This is a genomic window from Bacteroidota bacterium (assembly GCA_036522515.1).
Taxonomy (GTDB): Bacteria; Bacteroidota; Ignavibacteria; order UBA10030; family SZUA-254; genus VBOC01.
This window is the reverse complement of the sequence record DATDFQ010000005.1, coordinates 20,911-34,442: the sequence shown is the minus strand read 5'-3', so window position 1 is coordinate 34,442 and position 13,532 is coordinate 20,911. Positions and strand designations below refer to the sequence as shown.

The window sequence follows — 13,532 nt, the reverse complement described above, 5'->3', positions numbered from 1 at the left end:
CTAGTTTTTCTGGTATGCTCTGAAAAGTAACGAAGCGTTGTGTCCGCCGAAGCCGAACGTGTTGCTGATTGCGATGTTGACGGTCGCCTGAACGGCCTTGTTCGGGACGTACTGCAGATCGCACTCGGGATCGGGAAACTCATAGTTGATCGTCGGAGGGACGAGATTGTGGTAGGTCGTCAGCACCGTGATGATCGCCTCGATCGCTCCCGCGGCGCCCAGCAGGTGGCCCGTCATCGATTTCGTGGAGCTGATCAGGAGCTTTTGGGCGTGCTCGCCGAACACGGTCTTGATGGCCTGCGTTTCCGACTTGTCGTTGAACGGGGTCGAGGTGCCGTGCGCGTTGATATACTCGACCTCCTCGGGGCGCACTCCGGCGTCCCTGAGGCAGAGTCGCATCGAGCGGATGGCGCCTTCGCCGCCGGGCGCGGGCGCGGTGATGTGGTACGCATCCCCGGTCAACCCGATGCCGCACAGCTCGCCGTAGATCCTCGCGCCGCGGTTGAGGGCGTGCTCGAGCTCCTCGAGAATCATCATCCCCGCCCCCTCGCCCATCACAAACCCGTCGCGCTTGGCGTCGAACGGACGGCTCGCCTTCTGGGGCTCGTCGTTCCTCGTCGAGAGAGCCTTCATCGCGTTGAAGCCCCCGACTCCCATCGGGCAGATTGCCGCCTCAGAACCGCCCGTAAACATCACCGAGGCGTCTCCCCGCTGGATCAGCATGTAGGCGTCGGCGATCGCGTGGGAGGAGGTGGCGCAGGCGGAGGTTGTGGCGTAGTTCGGACCCTTGACCTGGAACCGCATCGAGATGTAACCGGCTGCGATATCGGCGATCATCATCGGCACGAAGAAGGGGCTGATCCGGTGGGGCCCGCCCGTCTCGTACATCGTGTGCATCTGCCGGTGCCAGGTCCACATCCCCCCGATTCCGGACCCGAAAATGACCCCGATCTGCTCGCGGTCTTCCTTCTCGAGGTTGAGGCAGGAGTCCTTCACCGCCATCTCGGCGCACGCCATGGCATACTGGGTGAAGAGGTCCATCCGGTTGATGGTCTTCTTGTCGATGAACTCGAGAGGGTTGAACCCCTTGACCTCGCAGGCGATCTTCGTGTCGTACCCGCTGGCGTCAAAACTGCTGATGATCCCGGCGCCGCATTTTCCGGCGACCGAATTCTCCCAGAATTGCTGCGCGCCGATCCCGATCGGGGTCACGGCCCCCATCCCGGTCACAACGACGCGCCGGCGTCTGTCGCGGTTCGTGTTCATCTTGGCTCCCTGTTGAATCGCATCATCATCCTGCGCGCATTAATGCGCCTTCGGAGTCAGATACCGGATCGCGTCTCCGACGGTCGCGATTTTCTCCGCGTCTTCGTCGGGGATCTGCAGATTGAAGGCCTTCTCAAACTCCATGACGAGTTCGACCGTGTCCAATGAGTCCGCACCGAGATCGTTGGTGAACGACGCTTCCGGTGTGACCTGCGAGGCCTCGACCCCGAGCTTGTTCATGATGATCTCTTTGACCTTCGCTTCTACATCTGCCATTGTGGTGCTCCTTTTGAGTGGTGGATGCGTTGAGTGTGTCCGTTCGCGGGCGATTACAGGGCCAGCCCGCCGTCGATGCAAATCACCTGGCCTGTCATGTACTGCGCGTCGGGAGAGGCGAGAAAGCTGACGACTCCTGCGACTTCCTCCGGACTCCCGGTCCGTTTTAACGGGATGCTCTCGGCCAGCTTCTGACGTTGCGCGTCGTTCAGCTTGGCCGTCATTTCTGTTTCCACGAATCCCGGGGCGACGGCGTTCACCTGAATGTTGCGCGAGCCGACCTCCTTTGCGAGCGATTTCGTGAACCCGATGATGCCGGCTTTCGAGGCCGCGTAGTTGGCCTGGCCCGCGTTGCCGGTGATGCCCGCGATCGATGTCACATTAATGATCCTGCCGGAACGCTGGCTCATCATGGGATGCAGCGCCGCTTTCGAAAAATTGAACACGCTCTTCAGGTTCGTTCCGATGACGTCATCCCAGTCGCTCTCGCTCATCCTCACAAGCAACCCGTCCCGCGTGATGCCCGCGTTATTGACCAGAATGTCGAGCCGCTTGTGCCGGGCGACGATTTCGTCCACGATCTTCTTTGACGGCTCGAATTGCGCGGCATCCGACTGGTAGGCCGCCGATTCGCGGCCCAGCGCCTTGATCCCGTCGACCACTTCCTGCGCGCCCGCGCCCGAGCTCCTGTAGGAGATCATCACGTGCGCGCCCTCCCCGGCGAGCCTGAGCGCGATCGCGCGGCCGATGCCCCGCGATCCGCCGGTGACCAACGCGATCATCTGGTCGAGTTTTCCCACCGGCTCAGGCAGGAACGGTCTGTCGGGCGTCGGCGATCGTCTCGATTCCGCTTACATTCACAGATCCGTCGATCCGTTTCACCAGGTTCTGGAGGACCTTTCCCGGGCCGATCTCGACGAATGCCGCGGCCCCGTCCCCGATCATCCGGACAACCGATTCCTCCCACCGCACGGGGGAGGTGAGCTGCTCCTCGAGAAGCCGTCTGATCTCTCCGGCCTGCTGCACCGGGCGGGCGGAGACGTTGGCGTAGACCGGAACCTTCGCGTCGCGTATCGCCGACGTTTCGAGGGCGGTTCTTAATCCCTCGCGGGCTCCCTCCATGAGGGGCGAATGGAACGCCCCGCTCACGACAAGCTCTTTGACGAGTTTCGCCCCGCGCGCTTTGGCCAGCTCCATCGCCTTTTTCACCCCCGCCACGGAGCCGCTGATGACGATCTGTCCCGGAGAGTTGAAATTGGCGCACTGCACGACCCCTTCGGCTTCCGCTTCACGGCAAATTGCCGTAAGGATCCCGGGCTGGAGCCCGACGACCGCCGCCATCGTGCCGCGGTCCCTCTCGCCGGCCTGCTGCATCAGCTCGCCGCGCAGCTTGACGAGGTTCAAACCGTCTTCGAAGCTCATCGCCCCCGCATAGACCAGCGCGGAGTATTCGCCGAGCGAGTGGCCCGCGGCCATCGCCGCGTCCGGGTGTTCCAACAGCCGGCTGAGGACGACGCTGTGAAGAAAGATCGCCGGCTGGGTCACGTTCGTTTGCTTCAACCGCTCCTCTGGTCCTTCGAAAGAAATCGCGCTCAGCGAATAGCCCATGAGCTCGTCGGCCCGCCCGTACAATTGCCGCGCGACGGAGCTCTGCTCGAACAGGTTTTTTCCCATTCCGACGTACTGGGACCCCTGGCCCGGAAAGATGTATGCGGTTTTTGCCATGTCGGTGTGCCGGCCGCCGGAACGGCCGCTCAGGAATTGCCCGGATGATTGATTCCCCATCGCAAGAGCACGGCTCCCCAGGTGTAACCGGCTCCGAAACTGGAGAGGATCACGGTATGCCCGCGCCGCAATTTTCCGCATTGCCACCATTCGGAGAGGCAGAGGGGGATCGTCGCCGCGGTCGTGTTGCCGTACCGGTCGATATTGATCATCACTTTCGAGGCGTCGAGCCCCATCCGCTCGCGGCACGCGTCGATGATGCGCAGGTTCGCCTGATGCGGGACGAGGAAATCGACGTCGTCGCCGGTCAGGTTGTTCCGTTTCATGATTTCCTCCGAGACGTCCGCCATGCCGAGCACCGCCACCTTGAAAACGGACTTGCCGTCCTGGAAAAGGTAATGCATTTTCCGGTCGACGGTCTCGTGGGTCGGCGGGTTGAGGCTCCCTCCCCCCTTCATGTGGAGGGCGGGTCCGCCCGATCCGTCCACGTAGAGCTTGTGGTCCAGGATGCCGATCGACTCGTCTTCGCTCGGTTCGAGAAGCACCGCTCCGGCCGCGTCGCCGAAGAGGATGCAGGTGTTGCGATCGGTGTAGTCCGTGATCGAGCTCATCTTGTCGGAGCCGACCACGAGCACTTTCTTGTAGGCGCCCGACCTGACCAGCTGCTCGCCGACGACAAGCGCGTAGAGAAAGCCGGAACAGGCGGCGGAGAGGTCGAACCCCCACGCGTTTTTCGCGCCGATCTTCTCCTGGATGAGGCACGCGGTCGAGGGGAAAAACATATCCGGAGTCACGGAGGCCACGACGATCACGTCGATTTCCTCCGGGCCGATTCCCCGGTTCTTCAGCGCATTCTCGGCGGCGCGCGCTCCCATGTCCGAGGTGGCGCCCGTCTCCAGGATCCGGCGCTCCCGGATCCCGGTGCGCGTGACGATCCATTCGTCGGTCGTGTCGACCATCGTTTCAAGGTCCGCGTTCGAAAGGACGCGTTCCGGAACGTAGTGGCCGACCGCGGTGATCGCCACCCGGGTCAGTTTGTTTCCGTTGTTCATCGGGCCGCCGCCACCGACTCGCGGATGGTCCCGGTAATGTTCTTGCGCACCATTTCTTCAGCCTTGAGGATCATGTTTTTGAACGCTTTCGGAGTCGATTTGCCGTGGCCGATGATCGAAACGCCGTTGACTCCCAGGAGCGGCACTCCCCCGTACTCCTGGTAATCGAAGTCCTTCATCACCGACCGGAGCGTCCTGCTCATCATGCCCACCCACACTTTCTGGAACACGTTCCGGGCGGCGAGGTTGCGAAATTTTGTCTTGAGAAGGCGGGGAACCGACTCGGCGAATTTCAACAGGACGTTCCCCACAAACCCGTCGCACACGACGACATTCGCTTCTCCCTTGAGGATGTCCCGCCCTTCGACGTTGCCCACAAAGTTCAGACGGCTCCTGGAGAGAAGCTCATAGGTTTCCAGGGTCAGGGCGTTTCCCTTTGTGCTCTCCTCGCCGATGCTGAGGAGCCCCACGGTCGGGTTCGGAAGCATCAGCATTTCGCGGGCGTAGATGCTCCCCATGATCGCGAACTCGTAAAGGTGCTGGGGCTTGCAGTCGATATTCGCTCCGGCATCGAGAAGGAGGCAAACGCCCCGTTCGGAGGGGAAGAATGCGCCGATCGTCGGTCTGCCGATGCCCTCGATGCGGCCGAGAATCAACGTGGAGGCCGACATGACGGCCCCGGTGTGGCCGGCGCTCACGAACGCGTCCGCCGCCCCGTCTTTGTTCAGGGAGACCCCGACGGCGATGGAGGAGTCCTTCTTCTCTCTGACCGCCGACATCGCTCCGTCGCTCATTGTGATGACCTGGGGGGCGTCGATAATCCTGCACCGGTGCCCGTTTTCGCCGAGGCCGTGGAGCTCATCCCTCAGGATCGATTCGGGTCCGACAAACAACACGTCGAACCGGTTCCCCGATGCCCGCAACGCTTCCATGGCGCCGGCGACGACGTTGTGCGGCGCGAAGTCGCCACCCATGGCATCGACGGCGATTCGTATGTGTGACTGTGCTGTGGCCAAAAACCTCTAGGCGGAAACCCGGGAAGCGGAACTTCTCCTGCGAAAGGAACGAACCGCCGCTTCAGCCGCGGCAGGAACACCGAAGGAGAGCTGCATCGGCGCTACTTATGACTCTTTCGGAATAATAATCGAGCGTCCATGGTAGTACCCGCAGTTCGGGCACGCACGGTGGAGGAGTTTTTGTTCGTGGCAATTCGGGCACTCGGCGACGGAGGGGGCCGTTGCCTTGTAATGCGTGCGCCGTTTGGCTCCGCGGGATTTCGAATGACGACGTTTTGGATTTGGCATTTCTATTCTTTCCGTGTATGATCAATGATTCAATAATCCCTCGAGCCCCCGCCATTGCGGGTTGTCCGTCTCTACGCTGCAGTCGCACGTGTTGAAGTTGCGGTTCGTGCCGCACCGGGGACAGAGCCCTTTGCAATCTTCCTTGCACAGCAACTTCAACGGAACCGATAACACGACCACCTGCCGCACGTCTTCCGCCAGATCGATGCTCGAAGTGTCCACGCCTATGACCTGAACTTCGTCAGGAGGGTACCGGGAGGATTCGAGCTCGTCGAAGACGTACAACATGTTATACCTCGACGAGAGAGGCTGACTGAAATCTTCAAGACACCGGTCGCACTGGAACACCCCGCTGCTTTTCACTTCCGCCCTGAGGTTGAGCTGCCGGGCGGTTTTGTCGAGGACCGCGTCCACCTCCACATCCGGGCCGAAATTCGAATCCAGGCCGATTTCCGCGGTCCTGGCCTTCAGATGGTATTCGTGGAGTCCGTTGGAGAGCTGCGAAATTCTGATCTTGAGCTCGGCTCCCGATTTCGCCGGTTTCATAGGGACTCCAATTGCCTCGGGGCTCTCGAAATTAGGGGTATTCAAGAAAACTGAGAATAATATAGATAATAATAGAGCGATAGTCAAGAAATCGAAGGCGCGGAGGCTTGAATTCAGCGCGTTTTGAAGCATTCGAAGGAGAGGGTGGAGGGAGGCGATGTGGTCGTTGTTGTAGGGGCGGCGCATGCGCCGCCCGGACAGGCGGTTACCTCGTTCCCACGCTCTGCGTGGGAACGGGATCCGCGGCGCTCTGCGCCGCAACGAGGTTGGGACGCGGAGCGTCCCGTTATGCATTCCGCCGCAGAGCGGCGGAACGAGGGGTTCTACCGGTCCTCAGGCAGGCGCGCCGACTTCCAGAACGGCCGACGGGGATTCCTCCGGCCGCCCGATCTTCTCGAGCAGTTCGTTCTCGACATGCGTGACCGTTTCCGTCAACGCGTCGGCAAATTTCTTGAAGTCCTCTTTGTAGAGGAAGAGCTTGTGCTTTTCATACTTCTCCTCCCCGACGCGCCGGCTCTCGGTAATGATGACGTAGAAATCCTTGGCCGACTTCGTCGCCTTCACATCGAAGAAATAGGTTCGCTTCCCGGCGCGCACCCTCTTCGTGAAGACGTTTTCATTGCTGGTATCAACATTATCCATATGCACATCCCTCTCCGATAAAGTTGGTTTGTCGAACAAAAAGCGGTTTTGATGTCGAACTCGTGGAGCGCTTTCCCCGGTCCCCGATTCACCTCCTTATGACTGCCACCTTGCCGGTGGCGACTTGAGATCCTGCGTCGGAATACGCGACCACAAGGTAAATCCCGGTCGAGACGAGTTGACCCCGGCAGTCGGTTCCGTCCCAGAAACCCACCCTCCCTCCGGGTGTCGCAACCTCGCGAATGAGATGGCCGTCGGCGCTGAGAATCTTGAGCAGAGAGCCGGCCGTCAGGCCGTCGACGACGAGAGAGCGGGCCGAGGGGAGGTAAAACGGATTCGGGGCGAACGCCAGCGACTCGTACTCGGATTTCGGGGCGGCGGCGGCTGTCCCGAGGCTCGAGAGCCCCTTTTCCGTGCCGAAGTAGACCGTTCCGTTGTTTCTGTCGATCGCCATCGAAGCCACGTCGTCGTCGAGCAGCTTCCCGCCTGTGCTCGAGACGGTATAATGCGCCAGGATCGACGTCCCGTCGGGCGAAAAGACGAACACCCCGTTCCTCGTGCCCAGCCACTTGTTGTTCAGAGGGTCCACGACGATCGCCTGGATCACCTGGTCGCGGACCGCCGGGTAATAAGGGGCAATATGGGGTTTCGGGTCGCTCGGATCGAAGATAATCGTCACCCCTTCATCGGTCCCGATCCAGAGGTCGCCGTCGTTATCGATCGCTTCCGAATAGACTTTGTCGCTGGTCAGGCCGTCCGAGATGACGATCCTTCCCCATCCGTTGCTCGTCCCCGGGATCTGCAGCCCTTCGTTATAATAGTAATACCCCGAACCCCGGTTTGCGACGAACGGCTCGAACCTGCTCGTATTCGTGAACCACTTTGTTCCGTAAAAATCGATGACGACGTCGGTCAACGTGATCACCGGATTCCTCGTGGACAATCCGAGCGCGTAGCTCAACGACGAATCCGGATTGAATTTCACGACCGCGGTATCGCCGGCGGGGGTCCGGACGGTGATCCATGTGACTCCGGCCTGATCGGTCGCCGCCCCGCCCGTCACCGCGAACGGAGCGTTGGGAGGGACAGTCGGAAGCGCCGCCGGAATTCCGGAAGCGCCGTTCAGCACCTTCTTCACATTCCCGGCTTCATCCACGAGCGCGATCCCCTGGCCCCAGTTGCTGACCCACTTGGCGCCGTTGCGTCCGAGACTGACCTTATAATAGTTGTCGCTTCCGAGCCGCGCGTCCTGCTCCGCCGTATAGGAACGCCATCTCTTTCCGTCGTAGCTCATGAATCCCTCGCCTCCGGAGATTCCGGTCCCCGACCAGACGACGCCGTTCCGGTCCACAGCCAGTCCGACGAACTCATTCGACGGGGGTCCGGGAGGGGTGATCGCGGCCGGCGTGAAACCGGTCCTGAAAATGATCAGGCCGTTCGCCGTCCCGAGAAACCTGTTTCCGCCCATGGCGACGAGAGCCGACTGGAATCCCGTCGCGACGGCATAGGGAGCGGTACCGGGGGAGTAGGCCATCAGGCCGGAGTTCGAGATGAAATAGAGGCTGGAGCAGTCGACGCAGGGCTGGCGGCCCGTGGAAAGATCCGCAACATTGATCCCGGCGGTGCCGCCGACGATATTCCAGGACGGGCCCCCGGAGGAGGCGAGCCCGGAACCGGTCGCCGCGAAGAGGGAGTCGAACGCGACCGCGAGCCGGCGCACGCTGTTGGAGGGGAGTCCCTGGGCCGTCGTCGTGACCAGCCATGACTCCGGCGCGGACGGATTGGGATTTGAAACGGGGGTCGATGCCAGCCCGCCGAGAGTCGAAACCCAGAGGTTTCCCCCGAATTCGGCGAGATCGGTGGCATTTCCGACGAGGACGTTCGGGCCTGCGCCGAACCGGGTGTAGGTGTCCTCGAATTCCATTCGCCCGATTGAAAAGAGGCTGACGCCGATTTCGGAGAGAATCACCAGGGTGTCGCCCATGACCTTGAGCCTGTTGACGGACTTCCGGGGGACCTGTTTGATGAAAAGATCGGTGACGTACTCCCATGTGTCCGTGGAGGGGCGGTACCGGTGGAGATAACCGTTCGACGCCCCCACCCAAACCGTGCCGCTGCCGTCGACCGCGACGGCGGTCAGATCGTTGGTCCGCAGTCCTTCGGAGGTGGTAAACTCGCGAAAGCTCTGATCCGCGTCCCGGTAGGAATACATCCCTCCCCCCGTGACGACCCAGACGACCTGCCGGCCCTGGTCCCACGCGAGGTCGCGGATGTCGCGCTTCGCGGTGAAGGTCTTCCAATCGCCCACGCCTCCGGACGCCAGACAGATACCCGTGCACACCAGCACCATCACCCGCAGCACACCCGCCACGCTACCTCACAATCCGAATGACCGAAGTTATTTTTTCTTACCGGAGATTTTTTTCTGCAGGTCAGCAAGCTCGATCGCCGCAAGCGCGGCGTCCCAGCCTTTGTTGCCTCCTTTGGCTCCCGCGCGTTCGACCGCCTGCTCCAGCGAATCGGTGGTCAGCACGCCGAAGACGATCGGAAGCCCCGTTTCCATCGCCGCGCGGGCGATTCCGCCCGTCACGGCATACGCGATGTACTCAAAATGTGGGGTCTCGCCCCTGATGATGCAGCCGAGGCAAATGACCGCATCGAATTTGCCGCTCTTCGCGAGCTTCGCCGCGATCCGGGGGATCTCGAACGCCCCGGGGCAATAGACGACCTCGATTGATTTTTCGCGGGCCCCGTGCCTGCGGAGGCAGTCGAGAGCGGCGTCGAGGAGCCTCGTGGTGATGAATTCGTTGAACCGGCTGGCGACGATCGCGAACGAATAGGGCGATGCCGAGAGCGTTCCTTCATGGATGGTAGCCATTGCCGACGAGGAGGTTCTGCCGTAGGGTGAAGGCGTCCGGGGCTCAGTTGGCGAAGAGCCGGCGGCGCATGATATCGACGGCCGCCGAGGAAATGCCGAAGCGCCCGATAATCTCATCGTCGCCTTTCAACCCCCCGTGAAAATCCGATCCTCCGCATTCCATGAGGCAATACTCGTTCACGATTCCGCGGTAATAGCTGACAAGTTCGGGAGTGTGGCTCGGATGGATGACTTCGATGCCGTCCAGGCCAGAGTCGATGAGCCGTGCGAGAAGCGTGTCGTTCAGCGAGCGGCCCGGGTGCGCCAGGAAGGAGAGTCCCCCCGCGCTTGCGATCAGCCTCACGGTCTCCTCGGGCGAAAACTCTTCCTTCCGCTCGTAGGCGGGCCGTCCGTCACCCAGGTATTTGCTGAACGCCTGGCGGTACGATTCCGCGTGCCCTTCGTTTACCATCGCGGTCGCGATATGAGGGCGCCCGATCGCGTTTCCCGCGGCGTTCGCAAGGACCGTTTCGATGTTGAGGGGAATATTCATCCTGTTGAGTTTTCCGACGATCCGCTCGGCCCGGCGCAACCGTTTCTCGCGGAAGACGGCAAGCGATTCGAGGAGGGATTTGTTGCGGTAGTCCATGAAATAGCCCAGGATGTGGACCTCGAGTTGATCGAGGTTTGCGCTCAGTTCCATCCCCGGGATGACCTCAAGATCGAACTCTTTCCCGATCGCCACCGCCTCCTCGATCGCCCCGACGCTGTCGTGGTCGGTGATGCTGATGATGTCGAGACCGGCGCCCCTGGCCTTCTTGATCAACTCGTAGGGTGAGAGCGCGCCGTCCGAATAGGTGGTATGTAAATGAAGGTCTGCCTTTGTTTCCACGATTCCCTCCCGGGTCGAATCGGTCCGGAGTAAGTGAAGTGCCGGTTCAAAAAGCTCTCAGATGTAGAGGTTCTTGAACTTCTCGTAGTCGTTGATGATCAGCTTGTTGCCCTGGAGCTCCAGGTGGGCCTTCTTGATGAACATGTGGACCACACGGGAAATAGTTTCCCGCGAGGTGCCCGCCATGTTCGCGAGGTCCTGCTGGAGCGGGAGCTCATCGATTTCCACGCGACCCTTGCGGATCGTCCCGATGTCGTCGGCAAGCTGAAGAATGACGTTCGCTACCCGTCCCGCGGCATCTTTCAGAGAGAGGCTCTTGATCTGCGCATCCGCTTTCCGGAGCCTCATCGTCAATTCTTTCAGCAGGGAGATCGCAACCGCCGGGACATCCTGCATCAATTTCAGGAAGTCCCTCCGGTGGATCATAAACAACTCCGCTTTGGTGATTGCCACGACGCTCGCCGAGCGGGCGAGTCCGTCGAGGATGGACATCTCTCCGAAGAAATCATTCTCCCCCAAAATGGAGAGAATGACCTCGCGCCCGTCGTCGTCGGTTCTCACAATCTTCACTTTGCCGGAGATGATGACGAACAGCGCGGCGCCGGTCTCTTCTTCGAGGAGGATGATGCTCCCCTTCTTGTACTTCTTGCGCACGCCGACCCGGACGATTTTTGTCAACTCGGCCCCCTCGATATCGCTGAATATCGGCACGTTCCGGATAAACTCCATGGCTTCCCCAAGATCCGCCGGAAGCTGAGGCTGCGCGACGCTCGGCAGGTTCATAAACGGACCCGCGAGGGATGTGGGTTGATGGCCTTCATACTCTTGGTTCTCTCCAAATGTGCCAAATAATATAGTGTGGATGGCCTTGAAAGTCAAGTCTAAACGGCAGATCAGGCAGGGTGGCAGCTTCCGCTAAAATCGGGTATAATGAGAACCTGAGTGCCGTTGGCTGACTTTCTGTCAACGCGCGAGGAGAAAATAGGCAAGCGTCACCAGGCTCAACTCGCTCGCCGCCAGGGAGATCCCCGACGCCAGGTCGAGACGGTGCACCTGATCGAGGCTACCCTGATTCCCCGTGCGGGAGTAGTCATCGTAGTAGTTGTCGGCTCTGATCTTGAAGTACGCCGCCGCCGCTCCGGTCAGAACGGTCGCGCCCGTGGTGAGGAAGATGGGAAACGAGCTCTTCGACCGCTCGCCGGACAGGTAGACCAGCTGCTGGTCTGCGAGAGTCGGGCCGCCGGCCCCGTTGCCGGGCCCAATGCGCGGATGCAGGAGAATATGGACCGACCGCTCGCCCCCCGTGAAGGCCACGGCCGCCTCCTCATACCCGGGCCTGGCCACGGTGATCAGGTCCCGGGTGGGTGTCAGTTGGAGATCGACGGGTGTTTCGCCCACCGGGATTCCGTTGCGGCGGACCGTCGCGCCGTATGGTTCGGTCGCGATATGGTAGAGAGGAGCGAACTCAACCGTGCGGACGAGGTGGTCGCCCGGATGGACCATCAATGTTTCAAGCACGGCCGCCGAGAGCCACCGGTCGGCGTCCGGCGGGACATAGTGAAACGTGTGCATCCCCTCGGAAAGTCCCGCCGCCGGAAACGGCGTTGCTCCGAGGTACTGGCTGTCGGCGTAGACGCGGACGCCCGGGACGGATGTCCGGATTTCCACGGTGGAGTGCGAGACGGCTGTCGTGTCGGTCTGCAGTGTCGAGTCCGCCTGCCGGGAGGCGTCCGCCTGCCCCGAAGTGTCCTGGCCCCACGCGGAGGCCATCAGTCCGGTGTGGAGGATTGCAACGAGCAGGATGGCTCGGGCGAGTCTCACCGGGTCTCCGATTGTTTGAACGCGAGGACCGACCTGTCTTCCGCAAGGACAAACAGCATGTCCTTCCATGCGACCGGCATGGTTTTAATCCGCCCCTCGGTCTGATATTTCCAGAGCAGCTCTCCGGTGGCGGCGGCGTACGCATACAACGTCTTGTCGAGGCATCCGATGTAGACGACGCTTCCGGAAACGAGCGGGGGAGAATTCAGCACGCTGTTCGTAACAGACCGCCAGACGATGCTTCCGGTTTCCGCGTCCAGGCAATAAACGTACCGCCCCGCTGTGCCCACAAAGACTGACCGGTCGTTGACCGCCTGGGAAGTAAATATCCTGGCCCCGAGGGGCTGCTTCCAGACGCGTTTCCCGGTCTCAGCATCGAAGGCGTAGAACGAGTTATCGAGGGAGCCGACAAAAACCTTCCCCCTGGCGACAGAGGGCGACGCCACGATGCTCCCGTCGGTCTTCGCGCTCCACCGGAGTTTTCCGTCCGCCGCGCCGACGGCATAGACCTCCCCGTCGTCTCCTCCGAAGATGACGGATGTTCCGTCGCTGGCCGGGGAAGAGCGGATCATTCTCGTCCGGACCCGCGGCGGGAGCTTGAATGTCCATTCGACCTGGCCGTTGGCGGCCTGCACGCTGGAGAGCGTCCCTTCCGTCGACGTGACGTACAACCTCCCGCCCATCAGGAGGGGGGAGGATTCGATATCCCCGACCTTCGCGCGCCAATCGATCGTCCCGGTCACAAGGTTGTAGCCGAGAAGACTCTCCTCGCTGCGGGAAACCGCGACATACATCTCGCTATGGTCGATCACCGGCGTGCCGATCAGGGAGGTTCCAAAATTGTAATTGCCCGCGGTTTGGCCGGTACGGAGATCGATGGCCTGGACCTCCCCGTGGAGGGTCCCGACAAACAGGTAATCTCCGGCGATCGCCCCGGAGTAGGGTCCAAACCCCGCGGATGCGTCGTTTTCCCAGAGCATGGTGAGCGGGGGATTGACCTCGGCGCGCGACGCATTCGTGCGGCCGATGGTGCCGCCGTACATGGTCCAGTCATCGGCGGACGGGACCGGGCCCTGCTGAAGGCGGAGGTAGCTGCAGCCCGCGAGGCCGATGAAGCACGAGAGGAGACCGAGCCGGAGGGAAATTCGCAT

15 protein-coding genes are annotated in these 13,532 nt (G+C 61.3%); all 15 read right to left on the bottom strand.

All coding sequences use genetic code 11. The features are described 5' to 3' along the window. The 15 genes from fabF to VI215_00475 all read right to left on the bottom strand — a co-directional run bounded on the left by fabF (position 1) and on the right by VI215_00475 (position 13,532). Positions 1-1,266 carry a beta-ketoacyl-ACP synthase II gene (gene fabF / locus VI215_00545; GenBank protein ID HEY6190793.1) on the bottom strand — a complete coding sequence of 422 codons (1,266 nt, stop codon included), beginning with the start codon at positions 1,264-1,266 and terminating at the stop codon, positions 1-3. A gap of 39 nt (positions 1,267-1,305) precedes the next feature. Then, positions 1,306-1,542, bottom strand: a complete 237-nt coding sequence (locus tag VI215_00540; protein ID HEY6190792.1) for an acyl carrier protein — start codon at positions 1,540-1,542, stop codon at positions 1,306-1,308. A 53-nt stretch (positions 1,543-1,595) separates the two neighbouring features. Then, positions 1,596-2,324: a 3-oxoacyl-[acyl-carrier-protein] reductase gene (gene fabG / locus VI215_00535; GenBank protein ID HEY6190791.1), complete on the bottom strand. Its 729-nt coding sequence runs from the start codon at positions 2,322-2,324 to the stop codon at positions 1,596-1,598. Positions 2,325-2,346: 22 nt separating this feature from the next. Beyond that, positions 2,347-3,327 (bottom strand): ACP S-malonyltransferase, encoded by a 981-nt coding sequence (gene fabD / locus VI215_00530; GenBank protein HEY6190790.1) that lies wholly within the window; start codon positions 3,325-3,327, stop codon positions 2,347-2,349. Continuing rightward, complete coding sequence (locus tag VI215_00525) at positions 3,297-4,319, bottom strand: beta-ketoacyl-ACP synthase III (GenBank protein HEY6190789.1); 1,023 nt, start codon at positions 4,317-4,319, stop codon at positions 3,297-3,299. The genes fabD and VI215_00525 overlap by 31 nt, the downstream gene beginning before the upstream one ends. After that, positions 4,316-5,335: a phosphate acyltransferase PlsX gene (gene plsX / locus VI215_00520; GenBank protein HEY6190788.1), complete on the bottom strand. Its 1,020-nt coding sequence runs from the start codon at positions 5,333-5,335 to the stop codon at positions 4,316-4,318. The genes VI215_00525 and plsX overlap by 4 nt, the downstream gene beginning before the upstream one ends. 105 nt (positions 5,336-5,440) lie before the next feature. Next, complete coding sequence (gene rpmF / locus VI215_00515; protein ID HEY6190787.1) at positions 5,441-5,623, bottom strand: 50S ribosomal protein L32; 183 nt, start codon at positions 5,621-5,623, stop codon at positions 5,441-5,443. 21 nt (positions 5,624-5,644) lie between these two features. After that, positions 5,645-6,169 carry a DUF177 domain-containing protein gene (locus VI215_00510; GenBank protein HEY6190786.1) on the bottom strand — a complete coding sequence of 175 codons (525 nt, stop codon included), beginning with the start codon at positions 6,167-6,169 and terminating at the stop codon, positions 5,645-5,647. A gap of 333 nt (positions 6,170-6,502) precedes the next feature. Continuing rightward, positions 6,503-6,811 (bottom strand): DUF3276 family protein, encoded by a 309-nt coding sequence (locus tag VI215_00505; protein ID HEY6190785.1) that lies wholly within the window; start codon positions 6,809-6,811, stop codon positions 6,503-6,505. 88 nt (positions 6,812-6,899) lie between these two features. Next, on the bottom strand, positions 6,900-9,182 hold the full coding sequence (locus VI215_00500; protein HEY6190784.1) for a two-component regulator propeller domain-containing protein: 2,283 nt from the start codon (positions 9,180-9,182) through the stop codon (positions 6,900-6,902). 27 nt (positions 9,183-9,209) lie between these two features. Beyond that, positions 9,210-9,689, bottom strand: a complete 480-nt coding sequence (gene ribH / locus VI215_00495) for a 6,7-dimethyl-8-ribityllumazine synthase (GenBank protein ID HEY6190783.1) — start codon at positions 9,687-9,689, stop codon at positions 9,210-9,212. A gap of 43 nt (positions 9,690-9,732) precedes the next feature. Then, on the bottom strand, positions 9,733-10,560 hold the full coding sequence (locus VI215_00490; protein ID HEY6190782.1) for a PHP domain-containing protein: 828 nt from the start codon (positions 10,558-10,560) through the stop codon (positions 9,733-9,735). Positions 10,561-10,617: 57 nt separating this feature from the next. After that, positions 10,618-11,343: a Crp/Fnr family transcriptional regulator gene (locus VI215_00485; protein HEY6190781.1), complete on the bottom strand. Its 726-nt coding sequence runs from the start codon at positions 11,341-11,343 to the stop codon at positions 10,618-10,620. A gap of 180 nt (positions 11,344-11,523) precedes the next feature. Then, positions 11,524-12,381: a PEGA domain-containing protein gene (locus VI215_00480; protein ID HEY6190780.1), complete on the bottom strand. Its 858-nt coding sequence runs from the start codon at positions 12,379-12,381 to the stop codon at positions 11,524-11,526. After that, a complete protein-coding gene (locus VI215_00475) occupies positions 12,378-13,532 on the bottom strand; it encodes a PQQ-binding-like beta-propeller repeat protein (GenBank protein ID HEY6190779.1) in 1,155 nt (384 codons plus the stop codon). The genes VI215_00480 and VI215_00475 overlap by 4 nt, the downstream gene beginning before the upstream one ends.

Bases quoted from the DNA above. Each gene is read 5' to 3' on its own strand.
- rpmF (HEY6190787.1), bottom strand. From the start codon at position 5,623: ATGCCAAATCCAAAACGTCGTCATTCGAAATCCCGCGGAGCCAAACGG.
- VI215_00510 (HEY6190786.1), bottom strand. From the start codon at position 6,169: ATGAAACCGGCGAAATCGGGAGCCGAGCTCAAGATCAGAATTTCGCAG.
- ribH (HEY6190783.1), bottom strand. From the start codon at position 9,689: ATGGCTACCATCCATGAAGGAACGCTCTCGGCATCGCCCTATTCGTTC.
- VI215_00540 (HEY6190792.1), bottom strand. From the start codon at position 1,542: ATGGCAGATGTAGAAGCGAAGGTCAAAGAGATCATCATGAACAAGCTC.
- VI215_00485 (HEY6190781.1), bottom strand. From the start codon at position 11,343: ATGAACCTGCCGAGCGTCGCGCAGCCTCAGCTTCCGGCGGATCTTGGG.
- VI215_00475 (HEY6190779.1), bottom strand. From the start codon at position 13,532: ATGCGAATTTCCCTCCGGCTCGGTCTCCTCTCGTGCTTCATCGGCCTC.
- fabG (HEY6190791.1), bottom strand. From the start codon at position 2,324: ATGATCGCGTTGGTCACCGGCGGATCGCGGGGCATCGGCCGCGCGATC.
- VI215_00525 (HEY6190789.1), bottom strand. From the start codon at position 4,319: ATGAACAACGGAAACAAACTGACCCGGGTGGCGATCACCGCGGTCGGC.
- fabF (HEY6190793.1), bottom strand. From the start codon at position 1,266: ATGAACACGAACCGCGACAGACGCCGGCGCGTCGTTGTGACCGGGATG.
- fabD (HEY6190790.1), bottom strand. From the start codon at position 3,327: ATGGGGAATCAATCATCCGGGCAATTCCTGAGCGGCCGTTCCGGCGGC.
- VI215_00505 (HEY6190785.1), bottom strand. From the start codon at position 6,811: ATGGATAATGTTGATACCAGCAATGAAAACGTCTTCACGAAGAGGGTG.